18 protein-coding genes are annotated in these 22494 nt (G+C 65.2%); 11 read left to right on the forward strand and 7 right to left on the reverse strand.

Going from position 1 to position 22494, the window contains the following annotated elements; genetic code table 11:
* Positions 1-80 precede the first annotated feature (80 nt).
* Both ACSHT2_RS24295 and ACSHT2_RS24300 read right to left on the reverse strand, forming a co-directional pair.
* Positions 81-1223, reverse strand: coding sequence for a type III PLP-dependent enzyme (locus tag ACSHT2_RS24295; RefSeq protein WP_440636999.1), 1143 nt, complete (start codon positions 1221-1223; stop codon positions 81-83).
* A 671-nt stretch (positions 1224-1894) separates the two neighbouring features.
* On the reverse strand, positions 1895-2149 hold the full coding sequence (locus ACSHT2_RS24300; RefSeq protein ID WP_440637001.1) for a hypothetical protein: 255 nt from the start codon (positions 2147-2149) through the stop codon (positions 1895-1897).
* 135 nt (positions 2150-2284) lie between these two features.
* Between ACSHT2_RS24300 and ACSHT2_RS24305 the strand changes: the two genes are divergently transcribed.
* Genes ACSHT2_RS24305 through ACSHT2_RS24320 form a run of 4 tightly spaced genes read left to right on the forward strand, consistent with a single transcriptional unit; the run spans position 2285 to position 6790 of the window.
* Positions 2285-4366: a M3 family metallopeptidase gene (locus ACSHT2_RS24305; RefSeq protein WP_440637003.1), complete on the forward strand. Its 2082-nt coding sequence runs from the start codon at positions 2285-2287 to the stop codon at positions 4364-4366.
* Positions 4366-5013 carry a DUF1007 family protein gene (locus tag ACSHT2_RS24310; RefSeq protein WP_440637004.1) on the forward strand — a complete coding sequence of 216 codons (648 nt, stop codon included), beginning with the start codon at positions 4366-4368 and terminating at the stop codon, positions 5011-5013. The genes ACSHT2_RS24305 and ACSHT2_RS24310 overlap by 1 nt, the downstream gene beginning before the upstream one ends.
* On the forward strand, positions 5010-5669 hold the full coding sequence (locus tag ACSHT2_RS24315) for a DUF1007 family protein (protein ID WP_440637006.1): 660 nt from the start codon (positions 5010-5012) through the stop codon (positions 5667-5669). Before ACSHT2_RS24310 ends, ACSHT2_RS24315 begins: the two co-directional genes overlap by 4 nt.
* Positions 5666-6790, forward strand: coding sequence for a nickel/cobalt transporter (locus ACSHT2_RS24320; RefSeq protein WP_440637007.1), 1125 nt, complete (start codon positions 5666-5668; stop codon positions 6788-6790). Before ACSHT2_RS24315 ends, ACSHT2_RS24320 begins: the two co-directional genes overlap by 4 nt.
* A gap of 156 nt (positions 6791-6946) precedes the next feature.
* Here the strand turns inward: ACSHT2_RS24320 and ACSHT2_RS24325 are convergent, their stop codons facing one another.
* Positions 6947-7345, reverse strand: coding sequence for an MAPEG family protein (locus ACSHT2_RS24325; protein WP_028179197.1), 399 nt, complete (start codon positions 7343-7345; stop codon positions 6947-6949).
* Between the two features lie 83 nt (positions 7346-7428).
* Here ACSHT2_RS24325 and hemH point away from each other — a divergent pair, with 83 nt between their 5' ends.
* The 4 genes from hemH (at position 7429) to ACSHT2_RS24345 (ending at position 11171) form a co-directional block, all read left to right on the forward strand.
* A complete protein-coding gene (gene hemH, locus ACSHT2_RS24330; protein ID WP_440637008.1) occupies positions 7429-8466 on the forward strand; it encodes a ferrochelatase in 1038 nt (345 codons plus the stop codon).
* Between the two features lie 10 nt (positions 8467-8476).
* Complete coding sequence (locus tag ACSHT2_RS24335; protein WP_440637010.1) at positions 8477-9454, forward strand: ABC transporter substrate-binding protein; 978 nt, start codon at positions 8477-8479, stop codon at positions 9452-9454.
* A 222-nt stretch (positions 9455-9676) separates the two neighbouring features.
* Entirely contained in the window at positions 9677-10672 is a 996-nt protein-coding gene (locus ACSHT2_RS24340; protein WP_319338051.1) for an SPFH domain-containing protein, read from the forward strand.
* A 55-nt stretch (positions 10673-10727) separates the two neighbouring features.
* The gene (locus ACSHT2_RS24345; protein WP_440637012.1) at positions 10728-11171 is read left to right on the forward strand and encodes an NfeD family protein; all 444 of its coding nucleotides are present in this window, start codon (positions 10728-10730) and stop codon (positions 11169-11171) included.
* A 219-nt stretch (positions 11172-11390) separates the two neighbouring features.
* Here the strand turns inward: ACSHT2_RS24345 and ACSHT2_RS24350 are convergent, their stop codons facing one another.
* The gene (locus ACSHT2_RS24350; RefSeq protein ID WP_440637014.1) at positions 11391-11717 is read right to left on the reverse strand and encodes a winged helix-turn-helix transcriptional regulator; all 327 of its coding nucleotides are present in this window, start codon (positions 11715-11717) and stop codon (positions 11391-11393) included.
* Between the two features lie 71 nt (positions 11718-11788).
* Here ACSHT2_RS24350 and ACSHT2_RS24355 point away from each other — a divergent pair, with 71 nt between their 5' ends.
* Positions 11789-12340: a carboxymuconolactone decarboxylase family protein gene (locus ACSHT2_RS24355; protein WP_440637016.1), complete on the forward strand. Its 552-nt coding sequence runs from the start codon at positions 11789-11791 to the stop codon at positions 12338-12340.
* Positions 12341-12472: 132 nt separating this feature from the next.
* On the opposite strand, the gene ACSHT2_RS24360 is transcribed toward ACSHT2_RS24355, so the two are convergent.
* Positions 12473-13480, reverse strand: a complete 1008-nt coding sequence (locus tag ACSHT2_RS24360; RefSeq protein WP_440637018.1) for a KpsF/GutQ family sugar-phosphate isomerase — start codon at positions 13478-13480, stop codon at positions 12473-12475.
* A gap of 191 nt (positions 13481-13671) precedes the next feature.
* Here ACSHT2_RS24360 and ACSHT2_RS24365 point away from each other — a divergent pair, with 191 nt between their 5' ends.
* On the forward strand, positions 13672-15414 hold the full coding sequence (locus ACSHT2_RS24365) for an outer membrane beta-barrel protein (RefSeq protein WP_440637020.1): 1743 nt from the start codon (positions 13672-13674) through the stop codon (positions 15412-15414).
* A 9-nt stretch (positions 15415-15423) separates the two neighbouring features.
* Positions 15424-15690, forward strand: a complete 267-nt coding sequence (locus ACSHT2_RS24370; RefSeq protein WP_440637021.1) for a hypothetical protein — start codon at positions 15424-15426, stop codon at positions 15688-15690.
* Between the two features lie 163 nt (positions 15691-15853).
* On the opposite strand, the gene ACSHT2_RS24375 is transcribed toward ACSHT2_RS24370, so the two are convergent.
* Both ACSHT2_RS24375 and gltB read right to left on the reverse strand, forming a co-directional pair.
* Entirely contained in the window at positions 15854-17305 is a 1452-nt protein-coding gene (locus ACSHT2_RS24375; protein ID WP_440637023.1) for a glutamate synthase subunit beta, read from the reverse strand.
* Between the two features lie 154 nt (positions 17306-17459).
* Positions 17460-22193: a glutamate synthase large subunit gene (gene gltB, locus ACSHT2_RS24380; RefSeq protein WP_440637025.1), complete on the reverse strand. Its 4734-nt coding sequence runs from the start codon at positions 22191-22193 to the stop codon at positions 17460-17462.
* Positions 22194-22494 lie beyond the last annotated feature (301 nt).

The following is a 22494-nucleotide window of genomic DNA, read 5'->3' on the forward strand; positions in this document are numbered from 1 at the left end:
GCGTCGTCAGAATGGCAATGTCAGGAAGGGAGCCGGCGGACCGGCTCCCGGGTTCGTCAGGCCTCAGACAGAGAGGCGGATCAGATGTGGTACGTCCTCAGCGGCGGGATGCCGTTGAACGCCACCGACGAGTAGGTCGACGTATAGGCGCCGGTGCCTTCGATCAGCACCTTGTCGCCGATCTCGAGCGTGACGGGAAGCGGATACGGGCTCTTCTCGTACAGCACGTCGGCGCTGTCGCAGGTCGGACCTGCGAGCACGCACGGCGTCATGTCCGCGCCGTCGTGACGGGTGCGGATGGCGTAACGGATCGACTCGTCCATGGTCTCGGCGAGACCGCCGAACTTGCCGATGTCGAGATACACCCAGCGGACCTCGTCCTCGTCGCTCTTCTTCGAGATGAGCACGACCTCGGATTCGATGATGCCGGCGTTGCCCACCATGCCGCGGCCCGGCTCGATGATGGTCTCCGGGATCTGGTTGCCGAAGTGCTTGCGTAGCGCGCGGAAGATCGAGCGGCCGTAGGTCACGACCGGCGGCACGTCCTTCAGGTACTTGGTCGGGAAGCCGCCGCCCATGTTGACCATGGACAGGTTGATGCCGCGCTCGGCGCAGTCGCGGAACACCTGCGAGGCCATCGCCAGCGCACGGTCCCACGCCTTCACCTTGCGCTGCTGCGAGCCGACATGGAACGAGATGCCGCACGGCTCCAGCCCCAGGCGCTTGGCGAGGTCGAGCACCTCGACCGCCATTTCCGGATCGCAGCCGAACTTGCGCGACAGCGGCCACTCGGCGCCGGCGCAGTCATAGAGGATGCGGCAGAACACCTTCGCGCCGGGGGCGGCACGCGCGACCTTCTCGACCTCGGCGGCGCAGTCCACGGCGAACAGCCGGATGCCGAGCGCGAAGGCGCGCGCGATGTCGCGCTCCTTCTTGATCGTGTTGCCGAAGGAGATGCGGTCGGGCGTCGCACCAGCGGCCAGCGCCATCTCGATCTCGGCGACGGTCGCGGTGTCGAAGCAGGAGCCCATGGAGGCGAGCAGGGCCAGCACTTCCGGCGCCGGGTTCGCCTTGACGGCGTAGAACACGCGGCTGTCGGGCAGCGCCTTGGCGAAGCTCTGGTAGTTGTCGCGCACGACCTCGAGGTCGACGACGAGGCACGGCTCGGTGTCGAGGCCATCCTTGCGGCGATTGCGCAGGAATTCCTGGATACGTTCGGTCATGGCACTCTCCCAAACGGCCCAGCGACGGGCCCGTTCAAAACATGACGTCGGATAAGAGTGCTCTGGCCGGATCGCGCGATGGAGGCGCGACGAAGCCACAAGACTCAGATCAGACTGTGCTGCCGTGGATTGGTTGGGAGTGTTCCCGCCCGCACACCTGGCAATGAAGGACAAGCCTTTTCAGTAGCCCGCGCCGGCGTTGGACTGCCGGTAGAGACCAAAAAAGCCCGATCCGTCGTTGCTTTAAGTCGCGTCCCCCGTTGAGAGCGGGGTGCGCCGGTTCGCCTCCGGCTGCCAGTCACGGTTGCAAAGGGCGAAGTCACCTTCGACATGGCATCTCTTTGAGAGAGATGCTGGGCGCTCCGGGTTTGCTTTCGTCTTCGGACCTCGATCCTCTGACTTCTGCACTTCCGAAGAGCCCCTCGGCTTCTTCACCCCTTGGCGGCTGTCCGGCCTCTTGTCCGGATACCTACCGACTGACACACGACCACAGGCACGTGCGAAATTGGGCAAATCCGCACATAAGGGTTTTGGCTCTGCTTCGCAAGAATTTTTTTAGGCTGCCAACCGAATTGCCTAACATCTGCTTGCGCAGTGTTGCGCGGGCGACGCGGAAGATGAACGCGCGTTAAGCTTCTCCATACAGCGCGCGCGTCTGTTGCGCGCGAGCTTCAGCCGCGCTTCGTGAACGGCTCGACGCGCTGAGCTGTGCGGATGAACGCGGTCATCACCAGCACGCCGAGTGCGAACAAAACGGCCTGGAGGATGTGGGCGCCCTGGTCGCCGAGCCCGAACAGGATCGCGAGCGCCCAGCCGCCGGCAAAGGCCGCGCCGAACACCTCCGCGCCGATCAGGATGGCGGCGCTGATGACGGTGATGACGCTCGGCCAGGCAATCTGACGGGAAGATGAGGAAGGCGCGTTCATGAGCTCCAGGTCCGTAGCTTCGAGGGGCGCAATCTCCCCGAAAAGGCGGCCGGGAGCAAGGGCAAACGGCCCAAAAAAGCCCCATCGCGTGCTATAGCTGGCCGCAACAATCGAGCCACGAATTCGGGACTTGTGATGTCAGAAACCCGCCAGATTACGGACGCCGAGACCAACCCGCTGCTGAAGGCCTGGGTGACGCCGTTTGCGACCCCGCCCTTCGACGAGATCAAGCCGGAGCACTTCCTCCCGGCGTTCGAGCAGGCCTTCGCCGACCATTCCGCCGAGATTGCGGCGATCACCAACGATCCGGCGGCGCCCGATTTCGCCAACACCGTCACGGCGCTGGAGCGCTCGGGCAAGCTGCTGAGCAAGGTCGCGGCGGTCTTCTATGACCTCGTCTCGGCGCATTCCAACCCGGCCATCCTGGAGATCGACAAGGAGGTCTCCTTGCGGATGGCGCGGCACTGGAATCCGATCATGATGAACGCCGTGCTGTTCGGCCGCATCGCCCAGCTGCACCAGAACCGCGCCAATCTTGGGCTCACGCCCGAGCAGCTTCGCCTGCTGGAGCGCACCTACACCCGCTTCCACCGCTCCGGCGCCGGTCTCTCGGATGAGGCCAAGGCGCGGATGGCCGAGATCAACGAGCGGCTCGCCCAGCTCGGCACCAGCTTCAGCCACCATCTGCTCGGGGACGAGCAGGACTGGTTCATGGAGCTAGGAGAGGCCGACCACCAGGGCCTGCCGGAGAGCTTTGTTGCCGGCGCCAGGGCTGCGGCAGAAGAGCGCGGCATGGAAGGCAAGGCCATCGTGACGCTATCGCGCTCCTCGGTCGAACCGTTCCTGAAGAGCTCGGCCCGGCGTGACCTTCGCGAGAAGGTCTACAAAGCCTTCATCGCGCGTGGCGACAACGGCAACGCCAATGACAACAATGGAACTATTGTCGAGATCCTGAAGCTGCGCGAGGAGAGCGCCAAGCTCCTGGGCTACCCGACTTTCGCCGCCTACCGTCTCGAGGACTCCATGGCCAAGACGCCGGAAGCGGTGCGGGGCCTGTTGGAGCGGGTCTGGAAGCCGGCGAGGGCACGCGCGCTCGCCGACCGCGACGAGATGCAGGCGCTGATCGCGGAAGAGGGCGGCAATTTCAGGCTCGCGCCCTGGGACTGGCGCTTCTATGCCGAGAAGCTGCGCCTTCAGCGCGCCAATTTCGACGACGCCGCGATCAAGCCCTATCTCTCGCTCGACAACATGATCGCCGCTGCCTTCGACTGCGCCACGCGCCTGTTCGGCATTACGTTCGAGGAGCGCAAGGACGTTCCAGTCTGGCACCCGGACGTCCGGGTCTGGGAGATGAAGGGGCCGGACGGCAAGCACAAGGCGCTGTTCTATGGCGACTACTTCGCCCGGCCCTCGAAGCGCTCCGGCGCCTGGATGACCTCGCTGCGCGACCAGCAGAAGCTCGACGGCGACGTCGCGCCGCTCGTTCTCAACATCTGCAATTTTGCCAAGGGAGCCGGCGGCGAGCCTTCGCTGCTGTCGCCCGACGATGCCCGCACCCTGTTCCACGAGTTCGGCCACGGCCTGCACGGCATGCTCTCCAACGTGACCTACCCCTCGCTGTCGGGCACCTCCGTGTTCACCGACTTCGTCGAGCTGCCGTCGCAGCTCTACGAGCACTGGCAGGAGCGACCCGAGGTGCTGCAGAAGTTCGCCCGCCATTACCAGACCGGCGAGCCGCTGCCGGATGAACTGCTGCAACGGTTCCTGGCCGCGCGAAAATTCAACCAGGGCTTTGCCACGGTCGAGTTCGTCTCCTCGGCGCTGATCGACCTCGAATTCCACACCCAGCCGGCCGCCGCCGCGCAGGATGTCCGCGCCTTCGAGAAGAAGGAGCTGGAGAAGATCGGCATGCCCGAGGAGATCGCGCTGCGTCACCGGCCCACGCAGTTCGGCCACATCTTCACCGGCGATCATTATGCCGCCGGCTATTACAGCTACATGTGGTCGGAGGTGATGGACGCCGATGCCTTCGGCGCTTTCGAGGAGGCCGGCGACATCTTCGATCCTGCCGTGGCAAAGCGCCTGCACGACGACATCTATTCGAGCGGCGGATCGGTCGATCCGGAAGCCGCCTACGAGGCGTTCCGCGGCCGCCCGCCGGAGCCCGACGCGCTGCTCCGCCGCCGCGGCCTGCTCGACGACGCAAAGGCGGCCTGATGGGCATGCGTGCTCTTCTCGGCCTGCTGCTCGCCGCCGCGATGACGCTCGCGGCGGGCGCGGCGCAGGCGCATCCGCATGTCTGGATCACCGCGACCAGCGAGCTTCTTTACGCGGCGGACGGCAGCGTTACCGGTCTGCGTCACGCTTGGACCTTCGACGACGCATTCTCGGCCAGTGCTGTGCAGGGGCTTCGGGGGGCGTCTACGGCCGCCTATACCCGCGAGGAGCTGGCGCCGTTGGCGCAGACCCAAGTCGAGGCACTAAAGGATAACACCTACTTCACTTTCTTGAGGGTGGGCGAGAGGCTCCCGTTTGCAGAGCCGGTCGATTATTTTTTCGATTACAAGGACGGCCACCTCACTCTCCATTTCACGCTGCCGCTGAAAACGCCTGTGAAGGCGAAGTATGTTCGTCTGACTATTTTCGATCGTTCCTTTTTCATCGATTTTCGATTGGCAAAGGAGCATCCGCTCAAACTCATCGGTGCGCCCACCGGTTGTGAGGTATGGCTGCGGCGGTCAGTTGGCAACGACCGGGACCGCAAGCTGGTGCAGGATGCGAGCGAGGATACCTTCAAGGAGGGCGGTGCGAACGTTGCTGTCGGCCTGTTGTTCATCGTGCCGATCGAGGTGGAGTGCCCATGATCCTGCCGGTTTGGATACCTTCGAGACGCCGCCTGTTCGGATCGCTGCTGGCCGCCGCGATGATGCTCGCCGCCGGTGCGGCAAGCGCGCATCCGCATGTCTGGATCACCGCGACCAGCGAGCTGCTCTACGCTGCCGACGGCAGCATCACCGGAGTCCGCCACGCCTGGACCTTCGACGATATGTTCTCGACCTATGCGGTGCAGGGGCTCGAAACCAAGACCAAGGGCGTCTATACGCGCGAGGAGCTGACGCCGCTGGCGCAGACCAATGTCGAGTCGCTGAAGGAATATGCCTACTTCACCTTTGCGCGAGCCGACGGCAAGAAGGAACGATTCCAGGAGCCGGTCGACTACTTCCTCGACTACAAGGATACGGTGCTGACCCTGCACTTCACGCTGCCGCTGAAGAGCCCGGTCAAGCCGAAGCAATTGGTGCTCGAAGTGTTCGACCGTTCCTTCTTCATCGACTTCCAGATGGCCAAGGACGATCCGGTCAAGCTGGTCGGCGCGCCCGCGGGCTGCCAGATGAAGTTGGAGCGACCGAACGACGGCACCGCGAGCGCGCAGAAGCTCAACGAGCAGACCTTCCTGAGCGGCGAGAACTCGAATTTCGGCATGATGTTCGCCAACAAGATCACGGTGGATTGCCCTTGAAGCCGCAACTCTCTCCGCTCGCGCGCGGGCTGCTCGCCTGCACCGCCGTCCTGCTGGTCGCGGCCGTGGCCGATGCCGCGCTCCATGATCTGCTCGCGCAAAATCCGTTCGGCGCGCCGCGCCCCCAGCAGGCGGCCGGGCCCGAGGCCGGCGGCGTCATCGGCTGGCTGCTGGCAAAACAGTCGGAGTTCTATCGCCAGATGTCGGCGACCATCCGGGCCGCGAAGTCCGACGGCTCGGCGGTGTGGACGCTGCTGTTCATCTCGTTTGCCTATGGCATCTTTCACGCCGCCGGTCCCGGCCACGGCAAGGCGGTCATCGCCTCCTATCTGGTTGCCAACCGCGAGACCGCGCGCCGCGGAATTGCGCTGTCCTTCGCCTCTGCCCTGATGCAGTCGCTGGTGGCGATTCTCATCGTCGGCATTTCGGCCTGGATCCTGAATGCGACCGCAAAGACCATGTGCAAGGCGGAAGGGGCGATAGAGATCGCGAGCTACGCCCTGATCGCGCTGTTCGGCCTGCGCCTGGTCTGGGTCAAGGGCGGCACCTTCATCCGCGCGCTTCAGGCGGCCCAGCCGGTGCCGGCGATTGCGGGCGTGCCGCACCATCATGATCACGATCATCACCATCATCGTGAGGCCCATGCTCATCATGACCACGATCACGGCCATGATCACCACCATGGCCATAGCCACGCTCATCACGACCACGGCCATGGTCACGTCCATGACGAGCATTGCGGCCATTCCCACGGCCCCACTCCCGGCGAGCTGGCTGGGCCCGGTGGCTGGCGGCGCGGGTTCGCTGCGATCCTGACCGTCGGCATCCGCCCGTGCTCGGGCGCGATCCTGGTCCTGGTGTTCGCACTGGCCCAGGGCCTGTTCTGGGCCGGCGTCGCCGCAACCTTCCTGATGGGTCTCGGCACCGCGATCACGGTCGCGGCCATCGCGATCGTCGCCGTCTCCGCCAAGGACATCGCCGCCCGCCTCAGCGCCGGGCGCGACGGCGGCGGCGCTCTCTTCATGCGCGGCATTGAGTTCGGCGCCGCCGGCCTCGTGCTGCTGTTCGGTGTCGGCCTGCTGTTCGGCTACATCGCCGCTGAACGGACGACGTGTTTCTAGCCACACTCGTGCCCCGGACGCGGCGCAGCGTCCCTTCGACGGTGCGCTGTAGAGCCGGGGCCCACCTCTCCGCACGCTCGGTGGCGTCCTCTGGGTCCCGGCTCTGCGGAGCAGCGCAAGGGCGCTGCACCGCGTCCGGGACACGGTCTCACAACCTCACACCGGCAGGAACCGCTTCAAGGCCGGCATGAAGAAGATCGCGAGATTGATCGCAAAGCCGATGCTCCAGAGAATCGAGCGCAGGGTCGGGCGGTTGCCGAGATAGGTCAGCACATAGGCGAGGCGCACGATCAGGAACAGCGCCGCGAGCTCGTCGATCAGGCGCTGCGGCGAGTCCCTGTATTCGGCGAGCAGCACCGCGAAGGCGAAGAACGGAAAGGTCTCGATGCCGTTCTGGTGCGCGCCGAGAGCGCGTTGCGAGAGGGCGTCCTCATAGAACGCGGGGTCGCGCGGCCGGGAATTGTCGAAGCGGCGAAACCTGATCCATTTGACCGAGGCGATCGTCGCCAGATACAGCAGCAGCGCTCCGAATACGCACCATTCCGCGAGCGTCATCTCGCCTCCCCCCGCTTGGGTGCGACCCTAGCGAACCCCGGCTCATCTTGACAAGTTCGGACCAACGCGCGACCCACAGAGCCATGACCAGTGTCGTCCCCATCGAGACCACGAGACCGGCCACCCGATCCGCCTTGCCGCGCGTTGGCGTGCTCCTGGTCAATCTCGGAACGCCTGACACCGCCGATGCGCCGGGCGTACGGGTCTACCTCAGGGAGTTCCTCAGTGACGCCCGCGTCATCGAGGACCAGGGCCTGATCTGGAAGCTGGTGCTGAACGGGATCATCCTGCGCAGCCGTCCCCGCACCAAGGCGTTGGACTACCAGAAGATCTGGAACACCGAGCGGAACGAGTCGCCGCTGAAAACCATCACGCGCTCGCAAAGCGACAAGCTCGCAGCAGCCTTGTCGGACCGCGGCCACGTCGTTGTCGACTGGGCGATGCGCTACGGCAATCCCTCGATCAAATCGGGCATCGACGCGCTGATCGCGAAGGGGTGCGAGCGCATTCTCGCCGTGCCGCTCTATCCGCAATATTCCGCCTCGACCTCGGCGACCGTCTGCGACGAAGTGTTCCGCGTGCTGGCCCGCCTGCGCAACCAGCCGACGCTGCGGGTGACGCCGCCCTACTATGACGACGCGGCCTATATCGAGGCGCTCGCGACCTCGATCGAGGTGCATCTGGCGACGCTGTCCTTCAAGCCGGAGCTGATCGTGGCGTCCTTCCACGGCATGCCGAAATCCTATGTCGAGAAGGGCGATCCCTACCAGCAGCACTGCATTGCCACGACGCAGGCGCTGCGCCGCCGGCTCGGCATGGACGAGACAAAGCTGCTGCTGACCTTCCAGTCGCGCTTCGGCAATGACGAGTGGCTCCAGCCCTACACCGACAAGACCATGGAGCGTCTCGCCAAGGAAGGCGTGCGCCGGATCGCGGTGGTGACGCCCGGCTTTGCCGCCGACTGTCTGGAGACGCTGGAGGAGATCGCGCAGGAGAACGCCGAGATCTTCAAGCACAATGGCGGCGAGCAGTTTTCCGCAATCCCCTGTCTGAACGACAGTGAACCCGGCATGGACGTGATCCGCACCCTGGTGCTGCGCGAGCTTCAGGGCTGGATCTGATGGGCCGTCCATGAATCGCCGTGGGTGCCTGGCGCTTCTTGGGATGATCGTGGCGCTGCCGGCCCCAATACTGGGGCAGCCGCCGCACGCGACCCGGCGGCTCGGCGTGCTCTCGGTCACGGCCGCCGATGACGCGATCGGGCAGGCCCGCAGCACGATTCTGGTCGAGGCGCTCGCCAGCCAGGGCTGGAAGGAGCGCGACAACCTCAAGATCGATTGGCGCAGCGGCGGCGGTGACCGCGCGCGCATCGCACAGCTTGCGGACGAGCTGATCGCGCTCAAGCCCGACATCCTGCTCGCGATCGGCACGCCCTCGGTGGAGGAGCTGCGCCGACGTACCACGACGATCCCGATCGTGTTCGCCGTCGTCACCGATCCCGTCAGCCAGGGCTTTGTCGAAAATCTCGCGCATCCCGGCGGCAACGTCACCGGCTTCACCGATTATGACGGTCCGCTCGCCGGCAAATGGCTGGAGATGCTGACCCAGATCGCGCCGCCCGTCCGCCGCGTGCTCGTCGTCTACAATCCCGCCACCGCGCCGTTCGCGCCCCTGATGCTGCGCACCATCGAGGACGCCGCACGAACGCTTCGCGTGGTGGTCGAGCCCGCGCCGGTCCATGACGCCGCCTCGATCGCGGCGCTGGCTTCGCGCAAAGACGGCGCCATCCTGGTCCTGCCGGACTTCTTCACCATGGCCAACCGAGGGCAACTGCTCTCGGCGATCGCACAGGCGCGCGTGCCCGCGGTATTCTGGAGCCGGACCTTCGTCGACGAGGGCGGGCTGATGTCCTACAGCACCGACAGCGCCGAGCAGCTCCGGCGTGCGGCGGGCTACATCGACCGCATCCTCAGAGGTGCACAGGCGGCCGACCTCCCGGTCCAGAACCCCACCAAGTTCGAGCTGACGATCAACCTGAGGACGGCGAAGGCGCTCGGCGTCACACTTTCCGCGGGCCTGCTCGCAATCGCGAATGACGTCATCGAATGAAGCCGCGCGCGGCGGACGGCATGGCCGGATGCATTGACATTTGTCGCGAAGTGGGCGCCGCTTTCAAGAACCTCATGCAAATACATCTCGCGAGCATTCCCTCTCCGCGCGACTTGTGCAGAATCGCACCCATGCCGAGGTTACGCGCGACCGCTGAACCGGTAAGGTCGCGATCTCGACCAATGACAGCGCGGGAAAGGGCTCTCCCGCCTTGGAGGACATATGAGCGGTTTCGACATTTTCGCGATTGTTCTGGTATTGCTCGTCATCGTCACGCTGGTGGCCGGCGTGAAGACGGTGCCGCAGGGCTATGACTGGACCATCGAGCGGTTCGGCAAATACACCCAGACGCTCAGCCCCGGGCTCAACCTGATCGTGCCCTATTTCGATCGCGTCGGACACAAGATCAACATGATGGAGCAGGTGATCGACATTCCCGAGCAGGAGGTGATCACCAAGGACAACGCCACCGTGACGGTCGACGGCGTCGCTTTCTATCAGGTGTTCGACGCTGCGAAAGCCAGCTACGAGGTTTCCAACCTCACCCAGGCCATTACCGTCTTGACCATGACCAACATCCGCTCGGTGATGGGGGCTATGGATCTCGACCAGGTGCTGTCGCACCGCGACGAGATCAATGAACGCCTGCTCCGCGTGGTCGATGCCGCGGTCTCGCCTTGGGGGCTCAAGGTCAACCGCATCGAGATCAAGGACATCGTGCCGCCGGCCGACCTCGTCGAGGCCATGGGCCGGCAGATGAAGGCCGAGCGCGTCAAGCGTGCCGACATTCTGGCGGCCGAAGGCCAGCGCCAGTCGGAAATCCTGCGTGCCGAAGGCGCCAAGCAGGGCCAGATCCTCCAGGCGGAAGGCCGCAAGGAAGCGGCGTTCCGCGACGCCGAGGCACGCGAGCGTTCAGCGGAGGCCGAGGCGAAGGCCACTCAGATGGTGAGCGAAGCGATTTCCAAGGGCGACGTCGCCGCATTGAACTATTTCATCGCCGACAAGTATATCAAGGCGTTCGGGCAGCTGGCGGACTCGCCGAACCAGAAGGTCATCATGCTTCCGGTCGAAGCGATGAGCATGCTGGGCTCGCTCGCCGGCATCGGCGAAATTGCGAAGGCCACGTTCGGGGAGAGCGCGGCGACCGCCGCCCGCCGCGGCGGCTCGGTGCCGACGACTGGCAGCACGCCGCCGGCGGTGCCGCCGCGGCAGGGATAGTGACGGGCGCATGACCTTCCGATGAGGACTTGCGCCAATTGATAGAGGTCGTGTCATGACCGAGATGTTCGTCTCGCTCGGAACCTGGAACTGGCTGATTCTCGGCTTTCTCCTGATGGCGCTGGAGGTGCTGGCGCCCGGCATCTTCCTGTTCTGGCTCGGGCTCGCCGCGCTGCTGGTCGGCCTGATCTCGTTCGCGGTCGTGGTGTCATGGCAGCTACAGCTCGTGATGTTCGCGGTCTTTGCCGCGGCCGCCGTGCCGGTGTGGCGCCGCCTCGCCCGGCCCAAGCCGGACGCGAGCGCGAGCCCCTTCCTCAACAAGCGCAGCGAAGCGCTGCTCGGGCGCGAGTTCACGCTGGAGAAGCCGATCATCGACGGCAGCGGCACCATGCGTATCGGCGACACGGTGTGGCGCGTTGCCGGTCCGGATACGCCGGCCGGAACGCGGGTCAAGGTGGTGCAGGTGGATGGTGCGAACCTGACCGTCGCTGTCGCGTAGCTTCTTACCCTCCCCTGGAGGGCAGGGCCATCGCATGTGAGGTGTGAGTTGTGGGGCACCGACTGTTTCTACAGCGTCATGGCCGGGCTTGTCCCGGCCATCCACGCGTTTCCACGCAGCACAAGAACGTGGATGCCCGGGACAAGCCCGGGCATGACGACCTCTGCAAAATGTGCACATGCGATTCCCCTGCCCTCCAGGGGAGGGTAGGAGAAAGCTCTACTTCTTCCACCGCTCCGCAAATCTGTGCAGCGGCATGAACGTCTCGCACAAATCCCGCCCCAGCGCCGTCAATCCGTAACCGCCACCTTCGCCCAACTCCACGAACCCAGCCTCGCGCAGTTCCGTCAGCCGCGCTTGCAGCACCGTCGGCGAGGCCTCGTCGCAGGCGCTGCGCAGTGCGCGCGAGGTGAGGGACTCTTCGCGCAACTCCCATAATATCCGCAAGGTCCAGCGCCGGCCGAGCAGGTCGAGCAAAGCCATGATCGGCCGCCCGGTGCGCGAGCCGCGGACGCTGCGTGTCTTCGAGCCAGCCTGTTTCGCCATCGTCGCCTCTTGCGTCGTGCTACAAATAATGTAGCGTATTGCTACTATAAATGTAGCACAGGAGCCGGCCTATGTCCGAAGCCGCACCGCGCATCGCCCCGCTCACGCCGCCTTATCCCCCGGAGATCCAGGCGCAGTTCGACCGCATCATGCGCGGCGCGCCGCCGCTGGTGCTGTTCCGGGTGCTGGCGGGCCACAGCCGCGCCTGGGACAAGTTTCGCGCCGGCGGCCTGCTCGATCCCGGCCCGCTCTCCCTGCGCCAGCGCGAGATCGTCATCGACCGCACCTGCGCACTGAACAGATGCGAATACGAATGGGGCGTGCATGTCGCGATCTTTGCCGGGCCGGCAAAGCTCGCCGAGGATGAAGTGCGTGCGACGGTGCAGGGCGACGCAGCATCAGCATGCTGGTCACCGAGCGAGCAGGCGCTGATCGCAGCCGTCGACGCGCTGCATCACCGCGCGACGTTGAGCGACGAGGAATTCGTCGCACTTTCGGCGCATCACGACGAGGCACAGATCCTGGAGATCATGCTCTTGTGCGGCTTCTATCGCACCGTGTCGTATCTGGCGAACGGGCTGCGGCTGCCGCCGGAGGAGAATGCGGCGCGGTTTCCGCAATGAACTCCTCACCGTCATTCCGGGGCGCGCGAAGCGCGAGCCCGGAATCCATGGAGCAGGAGCCTCGGAGATGAATGGATTCCGGGCTCGCGCCAAGTGGCGCGCCCCGGAATGACGATGCGGAAAGACCGCGCCCTACGCCACCCCCGCCCGCAGCAGATCGTGCAGATGCACGATGCCGACCACCTTGCCCGCCTCCGTCACCAGCAGCGTCGTGATCTTGCGGGTGTTCAGCACCTCGATCATCTCGGTCGCGAGCATCGAGGGCGGCACGGATTTGGGCTGCTTCGTCATGATCTCATCGACCGTCACCGTCAAAAGGTCGGGCCGCATGTGGCGGCGCAGATCGCCGTCGGTGATGATGCCGACGGCCTCGCCCGCAGCGTTGACGATGCAGACGCAGCCGAGCCCCTTGGCCGACATCTCGACCACGGCCTCCGACATCTTGGTGCCTTCAGGCTTGACCGGAATCTCCGCGCCGGTGCGCATGTAGTCGCGAACGAATTTCAGCATCGCGCCCAGCTTGCCGCCGGGGTGGAAATGCGCGAATTCCAGCGCTGTGAAGCCGCGGCCTTCGAGCAGCGCGATCGCGATGGCGTCGCCGATCGCGGCCTGCATCAGGGTCGAGGTGGTCGGCGCCAGATTGTGCGGACAGGCCTCGCGCGCTTTCGGCAGCTCGATCACGATGTCGGCGGCCTGTCCCAGCGACGAGGCCGCATTCGACGTCACTGCGATCATGGGAATCGCGAAGCGCGCCGAATAGTTCACGAGGTTCTTCATCTCCGGCTGCTCGCCGGACCAGGACAGCGCCATGATGACGTCGTCGGTGGTGATCATGCCGAGGTCGCCATGGCCGGCTTCGGCGGCGTGCACGAAGAAGGCGGGCGTGCCGGTCGAGGCCAGTGTCGCCGCGATCTTGCGGCCCATGTGTCCGGACTTGCCGAGCCCGGTGACGATGACGCGGCCCTTGGCGTTGCGGATCAGGTCGACGGCTTTTGCGAAGGTCGCGCCCAGTGGGCCGCGCAGAGCTGCGGCAAGCGCGTTGATGCCGCCGCTCTCCGTCTCCAGCGTGCGGAGGGCGGATTCGACGCTGTCGGGGATGGGGCCGGATGATGCGGTCATCAGCGGTTTCGAACTCGGCATGGTCTGGTCCAGGGAGGAGGGGCGTTCGCCCGTTGGCGCCTGCTTAGCACGCCCCGACCAGTGAGGCGACGAGCGCCGCAACACCCTCAACCGGTCATTAACCATAATTGTTTTAACTCCATTAACGATGGTTCCTGCCGCCCGGTGGGGATGATCGTGAAAGTGTTTGATTTCGTTGGGGTTATTCCATCGTGGTGCCGTCTCCAGGCAATGGCCGGAGCAAACGCGCGCATTTCCTGCGCGCGGCTTTGCCGTGCCTCGCGCTGACCGCCCTCGGAAGCGCCCCGGCGTCCGCCCAGAGCCTCACGCCCGACCTGTTCAATCCCAACCGCGGCGGTTTTGCCTCGCCCGACACGTTGCCGACGCGCCGCACGGCGGGCGTGCCGCAGGCGCCGTCGGATTCGCTGCCGGCGCTGCCCGATCCCAATGCCGATCCGCGCAAGGCCCGCGAGACGCCGGCGACCTCGCGCATCGGTCAGGTCCCGACCTACGGCCTGCCCGCCGCCACCGGCGCGAGCAGCTCCGGCTACGATTCGCTCAACCGCAAGCGGCAGCAGCCGAAGCTTTATCCCGGCCAGCCGAAGCCGAAGCGCGCGGCCGGTCCGGGCTCGAAGGCCCCGCCGGCAACACCGGAGCGCACGCTCACTCCGCCGCGCATCGCGCCGCCGCCCTCCGAGACCGCGCACAAGGTCCCGGTGCCGCCGGCGATGGCGGGCAACGTGCCCGGCCAGCCGCTGCGCCGCCGCCTGAGGGCCGATGACGATCCGTTCGGCGCGGTCGGCGATTATGCCGGCAGCTTTCTGATCAAGGGCGGGCTCGAGCTCTCTGCCGGCTATGACACCAATCCGACGCGCCTCAACAAGCCTGTCGGTTCGCCGGCCTATGTGATCGCACCAGATCTGCTCGTGGTGTCCGATTGGGAGCGCCATGCGCTGGTCGCCGATCTGCGCGGTTCGTTCTCGGGCTACACCAGCAACATGCCGGCGACGATCGACGGCTTCGCCTCGCCGTCCCCGGTCGAGGCCAACCGTCCCGATTTCACCGGCCATGTCGATGGCCGGCTCGACGTCACCCGCGATTTCAAGCTGACCTCGCAGCTGCGCCTGCGGCTTGCCACCGACAATCCGGGCAGCCCGAACGTGCAGGCCGGCCTGCAGAAATATCCGGTCTACGCCGCCTATGGCACGACGATCGGCTTCGACCAGACCTTCAATCGCTTCCAGGTCGCCGCCGGCGCCACTGTCGATCGCACGGCGTACACGGATTCGAAACTCACCGACGGCTCGATCTTTCCCAACACCGACCGAGACTTCAACCAGTATGGCGGCGTCGGGCGCTTCTCCTACGAGCTGAAGCCCGGCCTGAAGCCGTTCGTCGAAATCGAGGGCGACACCCGCGTCCACGACCAGGCCGCCGACCGTAACGGCTATTTCCGCGACTCGAACGGCGGCTATGCCAAGGTCGGCTCGTCCTTCGAGTTCTCGCGCATCCTCACCGGCGAGATCTCGGTCGGCTATTCCGCGCGCAACTATACCGACCCGCGTCTCAGCCAGCTCGCCGGCTTCCTCACCACGGGCTCCCTGATCTGGAACGCCAGCGGCCTCACCACGGTGAAATTCTTCACCGACACGCAGATCAACGAGACCACGATCCCCGGCTCCTCCGGCGTCCTGGTGCGCACCTACGCCGCCGAAGTCGACCACGACTTCCGACGCTGGCTCACGGCGGTCGGCAAGTTCACCTACGGCACCTACGACTACCAGGGCCAGAATCGCAACGACAAGACCTACTCGCTCGAAGGCAACCTGATCTACAAGCTCAACCGCAACATCTGGATCAAGGGGACGCTTCGCCACGACATCCTTGATTCGAACGTGGCGAGCGCGAGTTCGCAGGGGACGGTGATGCTGCTTGGGGTGAGGCTGCAGAATTAAGAGGCCACCATGGCTGCTCGAATTACCTTGGACATCAATTCGGCTGGCGAATTCGAGCTATGGCTCAATCCAGAAGGTCGAGACCTTCTTGTCAAGAAACTACTGGCTCTGAGCGAGATCAACGAGCATTTCCACTTGATGCCAAGTGAAGTCCCGTCGGATGTCGAGGTTTCGACGCGACGCTATCGACCGAACGACAGGCTTCTTGAATACGGCAAGGTGTTGTTCCGGCTTGACGAGTGGGACGCGCAGCACTTCCCGCACGTCTTGGAGTGAAGCCTGCTCTCCAACCATTCACTCAGCTGTCATGCCCCGGCTCGACCGGGGCATCCAGTACGCCGAGGCCTATCGGTTCATTACAACCGTCTCTGGAATACTGGATCGCCCGGTCAAGCCGGGCGATGACACCTTTTGCTGATTTGGCGGCGGAGCAAAAAAATCACCGCGGCAGATCCGTCTTCCCCATCAGGAACGTGTCGATCGACCGGGCGCACAGCCGGCCCTCGCGGATCGCCCACACCACCAGCGACTGGCCACGCCGCATGTCGCCGGCGGAGAACACGTTCGGGCGCGAGGTCTGGTAGTCCAGCGTGTTGGCCTTGACGTTGCCGCGCGGGTCGAGGTCGACCGCGAGCAGCTTGAGCAGGCCTTCGTGCACGGGGTGGACGAAACCCATCGCGAGCAGGACCAGATCGGCATCGAGCTCGAACTCGGTGCCGGCGATCGGCTTGAACTTGTCGTCGACGTGCACGCAGTGCAGCTTCTTGACCTTGCCGTTCTCGCCCGAGAACTTCTGCGTCAGCACGGCGAACTCGCGAACCGCGCCTTCGGCCTGGCTGGAGGACGTCCGCATCTTCAGCGGCCAGTTCGGCCAGGTCAGGCCCTTGTTCTCGCGCTCGGGCGGCGCGGGCATGATCTCGAGCTGGGTCACCGAGAGCGCGCCCTGGCGCAGCGAGGTGCCGATGCAGTCGGAGCCGGTGTCGCCGCCGCCGATGACGACGACATGCTTGCCGCCGGCCAGGATCTCCTGGACGCCGCCGAGCGGCTCGTCGGAGACGCGGCGGTTCTGCTGCGGCAGGAAATCCATGGCGTAGTGGATGCCGGCGAGGTCGCGGCCGGGGATCGGCAGGTCGCGCGGAGCTTCCGCACCACCTGTCAGCGCCACCGCATCGTACTCGTTGAGCATCTCGCGCGGATCGACATTGCCCTCGGCGCCGACATGGCTGTTGTAGTGGAAGGTGACGCCCTCGGCTTCCATCTGCGCCACGCGGCGGTCGATGACGTCCTTTTCCATCTTGAAGTCAGGGATGCCGTAGCGCAGCAGGCCGCCGGCCTTGGCGTACTTCTCGTAGACGTGGACGTCGTGCCCGGCGCGCGCCAGCTGCTGCGCGCAGGCCATGCCGGCCGGGCCCGAGCCGATCACCGCGACCTTCTTGCCGGTCTTCACGGCCGCCACTTCCGGCTTCAGCCAGCCATTGTCCCAGGCGCGGTCGACGATCGCGCATTCGATGGTCTTGATGGTGACGGGGTTGTCGTCGATGTTGAGCGTGCAGGACGCCTCGCATGGCGCCGGGCAGATGCGGCCAGTGAACTCCGGGAAATTGTTGGTCGAGTGCAGATTGCGCGAGGCCTCTTCCCAATTGTCCTGATAGACGAGGTCATTCCAGTCGGGGATCTGGTTGTTGACCGGGCAGCCGGGCGTGCCGGGTGCGACCGAGCCGGTGCCGTGGCAATAGGGAATGCCGCAGTTCATGCAGCGCGCGGCCTGGTCGCGCACCTCCTTCTCGGAGAGCGGAACGACGAATTCCTTGTAATGCTTCACGCGCTCGGCGACCGGGGTGTACTTGCGGTCGTGCCGTTCGATTTCCAGAAAACCCGTGATCTTGCCCATTAAACCCGAAGTCCCTGCCGCTTAGTCGTTTGTTCTCTCACTCCTCATCCCGAGGAGCGGCGCTCTTTCGCGCCGCGTCTCGAAGGATAGAGGCCCACATGGTGACCTCATGGTTCGAGACGCGCTTCGCGCTCCTCACCATGAGGGCTTGTTGCTACGCCCCGATCGCGATTTTCGGCTCGGCGTCCGCGTTGGCGGCCATCTCGCGCAGCGCGCGCCGGTACTCGACCGGCATCACCTTGCGGAATTTGGGCAGCCATTCCTTCCAGTTGGCAAGGATGTCCGCGGCGCGTTTGGAGCCGGTCGCCTTGGCATGGCGCGAGATCAGCACGTGCAGGCGCTCGACGTCGGAGGCGAGCAGGTTCTTGAACACGTCGACCCGGCCGTGCGCCTCGAGATCACCGGAGTGGTGATAGGTGCCGGCGTTGATCAGCTCCTCCGACAGCACCGGCTCGAGCTCGACCATGCTGAGGTTGCACAGCTTGTCGAAGTCGCCGGTCTCGTCCAGCACATAGGCGATGCCGCCGGACATGCCGGCCGCGAAGTTGCGCCCGGTCTTGCCGAGCACGACCACGATGCCGCCGGTCATGTATTCGCAGCAATGATCGCCCGCGCCTTCGACCACCGCCACGGCGCCGGAATTGCGCACGGCAAAACGTTCGCCGGCGATGCCGCGGAAGTAGCATTCGCCCTCGATCGCGCCGTACATCACGGTGTTGCCGACGATGATGCTCTCTTCCGGCACGATCGCGGAGTTCTTCGGCGGCTTGACGATGATCTTGCCGCCCGAGAGGCCCTTGCCGACATAGTCGTTGCCTTCACCCTCGAGCTCGAAGGTGACGCCGTGGGCGAGCCACGCGCCGAAGGCCTGTCCGGCGGTGCCCTTGAGGCTGACATGGATCGTGTCGTGCGGCAGGCCGGCATGGCCGTAGATCTTGGCCACCGCGCCCGACAGCATGGCGCCGGCGGAGCGGTTGGTGCTGTTGATCGTGGCCTCGATCTTCACCGGTGCGCCGCGATCGAGCGCAGGCGTCGCCTTCTCGATCAGCGTGCGGTCGAGCACCGCCTCCAGATGATGGTTCTGGCGCTCGGAGTGATAGATCTTCTGGCCCTTCTCCTCCTTCTGCTTGACGAAGAGCTTGGAGAAATCGAGGCCCTTGGCCTTCCAGTGCGCAACGAGCTTGGTCTGGTCGAGCAGCTGCACCTGGCCGACCATCTCGTTGAAGGTGCGGAAGCCCAGGCTCGCCATGATCTCGCGGACTTCCTCGGCAACGAAGAAGAAGTAGTTGATCACGTGCTCGGGCTGGCCGGTGAAGCGCTTGCGCAGGACGGGGTCCTGCGTCGCGACGCCGACCGGGCAGGTGTTGAGATGGCACTTGCGCATCATGATGCAGCCGGCCGCGATCAAGGGCGCAGTGGCAAAGCCGAACTCGTCGGCACCCAGGAGCGCGCCGATCACGACGTCACGGCCGGTACGGAAGCCCCCGTCCACCTGAACGACGATGCGGCTGCGCAGCCGTTCGCGCACCAGCGTCTGATGGGTTTCGGCGAGGCCGATCTCCCACGGCGAGCCGGCGTGCTTGATCGAGGTCAGCGGCGAAGCGCCAGTGCCGCCCTCGAAACCCGCGATGGTGACATGGTCGGCGCGCGCCTTGGCGACGCCCGCGGCCACCGTGCCGACGCCGATCTCGGAGACGAGCTTGACCGAGACGTCGCCCGTCGGGTTGACGTTCTTGAGGTCGTAGATGAGCTGCGCCAGGTCCTCGATCGAGTAGATGTCGTGGTGCGGCGGCGGCGAGATCAGGCCGACGCCCGGCGTCGAATGCCGGACCTTTGCGATGGTCGCATCGACCTTGTGGCCGGGCAGCTGGCCGCCTTCGCCGGGCTTGGCGCCCTGCGCCATCTTGATCTGCATCATGTCGGAGTTGACGAGATACTCCGTGGTGACGCCGAAGCGGCCGGAGGCGACCTGCTTGATCGCCGAGCGCATGGAATCGCCGTTCGGCATCGGCTTGAAGCGGTCGGCTTCCTCGCCGCCTTCGCCGGTGTTCGACTTGCCGCCGATCCGGTTCATGGCGATCGCGAGCGTGGTGTGCGCCTCGCGCGAGATCGAGCCGAAGCTCATCGCGCCCGTGGCGAAGCGCCTGACGATATCCTTGGCCGGCTCGACCTGGTCGAGTGGCACCGGCTTGCGCTTCTCCTCCTCCGCGCTCTTGACCCGGAACAGGCCGCGCAGCGTCAGCAGGCGCTCGGACTGCTCGTTGAGGATCTTGGCGAAGGCGCGATAACGCTCCTGCGAATTGCCGCGCGCGGCGTGCTGGAGCAGCGACACCGATTCGGCAGTCCATGCATGGTCCTCGCCGCGGCTGCGATAGGCATATTCGCCGCCGACATCGAGGGCGCTCTTGTAGACCAGTGCCTCGCCGAACGCATCGGCATGGCGACGCACGGCCTCTTCCGCGATCTCGGCCAGGCCGACGCCCTCGACGCGGGTATGCGTGCCGGCAAAGAACTTGGCGACGAAGTCGGCCTTGAGGCCGACCGCGTCGAAGATCTGCGCGCCGCAATAGGACTGATAGGTCGAGATGCCCATCTTGGACATCACCTTGAGCAGGCCCTTGCCGATCGACTTGATGTAGCGCTTGACGATCTCGTAGTCGTCGAGCGAGCCGGGCAGGCGGTCCTTCATCGCGATGATGGTCTCGAACGCCAGATAAGGATTGATCGCTTCCGCGCCGTAGCCCGCGAGGCAGGCGAAGTGATGCACCTCGCGCGGCTCGCCGGATTCGACGACGAGGCCCACCGAGGTGCGCAGGCCCGTGCGGATCAGGTGATGGTGCACGGCGGCGCAAGCCAGCAGCGAGGGGATCGGCACGCGGTCGGTGCCGACCATGCGATCGGACAGGATGATGATGTTGACGCCCTCGCGCACCGCGCTTTCGGCGCGCGCGCAGAGCTCGTCCAGCACCTGGTCCATGCCGGCCGCGCCGAGCCCGGCGTGGAACGTGGTGTCGAGCGTGCGCGACTTGAAATGAGACTCCGCCACTTCCGAGATCGAGCGGATCTTTTCCAGATCCGCATCGGTCAGGATCGGCTGGCGCACTTCGAGGCGCTTGGTCGTGGCCATGCCCTGGAGGTCGAACAGGTTCGGCCGCGGTCCGATGATGGAGACGAGGCTCATCACCAGCTCCTCGCGGATCGGATCGATCGGCGGGTTGGTGACCTGCGCAAAGTTCTGCTTGAAGTAGGTGAACAGCGGCTTGGCCCTGTCCGACAGCGCCGAGATCGGCGTGTCGTTGCCCATCGATCCCGCGGCTTCCTCGCCCGTGGCCGCCATCGGCGTCATCAGGATGGTGATGTCTTCCTGGCTGTAGCCGAACGCCTGCTGGCGATCGAGCAGCGACAGGTTGGAGCGCACGCCGGTGGTCGCAACCTTCGGCAGCTCCTCCAGCACGATCTGGGTTCGCTCCAGCCACTCCTTGTAGGGATGGCTCTTGGCGAGCTCGGCCTTGATCTCGTCGTCGGGGATGAGACGGCCCTGTTCGAGGTCGACCAGCAGCATCTTGCCGGGCTGCAGGCGCCACTTGGTGATGATCTGGTCCTCGGGGATCGTCAGCACGCCCATTTCGGACGCCATCACGATGCGGTCGTCCTTGGTGACGAGATAGCGCGCGGGCCTGAGGCCGTTGCGGTCGAGCGTGGCGCCGATCTGGCGGCCGTCGGTGAAGGCGATCGCGGCGGGGCCGTCCCACGGCTCCATCAGCGCGGCATGATATTCGTAGAAGGCGCGGCGCTGCTCATCCATCAAGGGATTGCCGGCCCACGCCTCCGGAATCATCATCATCACTGCGTGCGGCAGCGAGTAGCCGCCCTGCACCAGGAATTCGAGCGCGTTGTCGAAGCAGGCGGTGTCGGACTGACCTTCGTAGGAGATCGGCCAGAGCCGGTTGATATCCTTGCCGTACAGCTCGGAGTTCACCGAGGCCTGGCGGGCCGCCATCCAGTTGGTGTTGCCGCGCAACGTGTTGATCTCGCCGTTATGCGCGATCATGCGGTAGGGGTGCGCCAGCGACCAGGCCGGGAAGGTATTGGTCGAGAAGCGCTGGTGAACGAGGGCGAGCGCGCTCTCGAAATCCTTCTCGTGCAGGTCGGGGTAGTACTTGCCGAGCTGGTCGGCGAGGAACATGCCCTTGTAGATCACGGTGCGGCAGGACATCGAGCAGGGATAATAGCCCGCAAGGCCGCGGTCGCGGCGCTGGTAGATCGCCTGCGAGATCGACTTGCGCAGGATGTAGAGCCGGCGCTCGAACTCGTCCTCGGTCTTGGCGGTGCCGTTGCGGCCGATGAACACCTGCATGCAGGCGGGCTCGGTCGGCTTCACGGTGACGCCGAGCGAGGTATTGTCGGTCGGCACGTCGCGCCAGCCGAGCAGGGTCAGGCCCTCTTCCTTGATCTGGTCGGCGATGATGCTCTTGATGACGTTGCGCCAGGCGGTGTCGCGCGGCATGAACAGCGCGCCGATGGCATATTCGCCGGGACCCGGCAGCGCAAAGCCGAGCTCCTTGGCCTTGCGGCTGAAGAAGGCGTGCGGGATCTGCACCAGGATGCCGGCGCCGTCACCGGCGCGCGGGTCGGCACCCACGGCGCCGCGATGCTCGAGATTGCAGAGGATGCTCAGCGCGTCCGAGACGATCTCGTGCGACTTCTTGCCCTTGATGTTGGCGATGAAGCCGACACCGCAGGAATCCTTCTCAAGGCTCGGATCGTAGAGGCCCTCGGCTTTGGGGCGCGAATTGTGTTCCTGAATCGGATCGGTCGTTTTCGAGGCGATCGTCGCCGACAGCTCTTCTGCCACGATGCTTGCGCGCTCGAATTGCGACCCGTTCATTGTTCCGTCCTCTCCATGCGGCAAGCTGCCTCACCGCCACCTTCGGCGCACCTTGGGCGTCCCGCGGCACCCGCTCCTGGGCCACCGCTCGTCCGCTGCGAGCCGCATTTTCTTAAATTCAGGCCTAGGCGCTCTTCGTCCCCGAGAACGGCTTTGCCTGGTACCTTGCCGACGCTCGAGAGCACCGGTTTTCGCTGCAATCCCTGTGCCGGAACCGCACGCAAAATTGAGACAGTCTTCCTGTCCTAAACATCACCTTGCCAAATTTTTGTCTAGCACACAAGCGCGCGGAAGTCCCGAT

Origin of the sequence: Bradyrhizobium sp. PUT101 (assembly GCF_052043945.1) — a bacterium.
Taxonomy (GTDB): Bacteria; Pseudomonadota; Alphaproteobacteria; order Rhizobiales; family Xanthobacteraceae; genus Bradyrhizobium.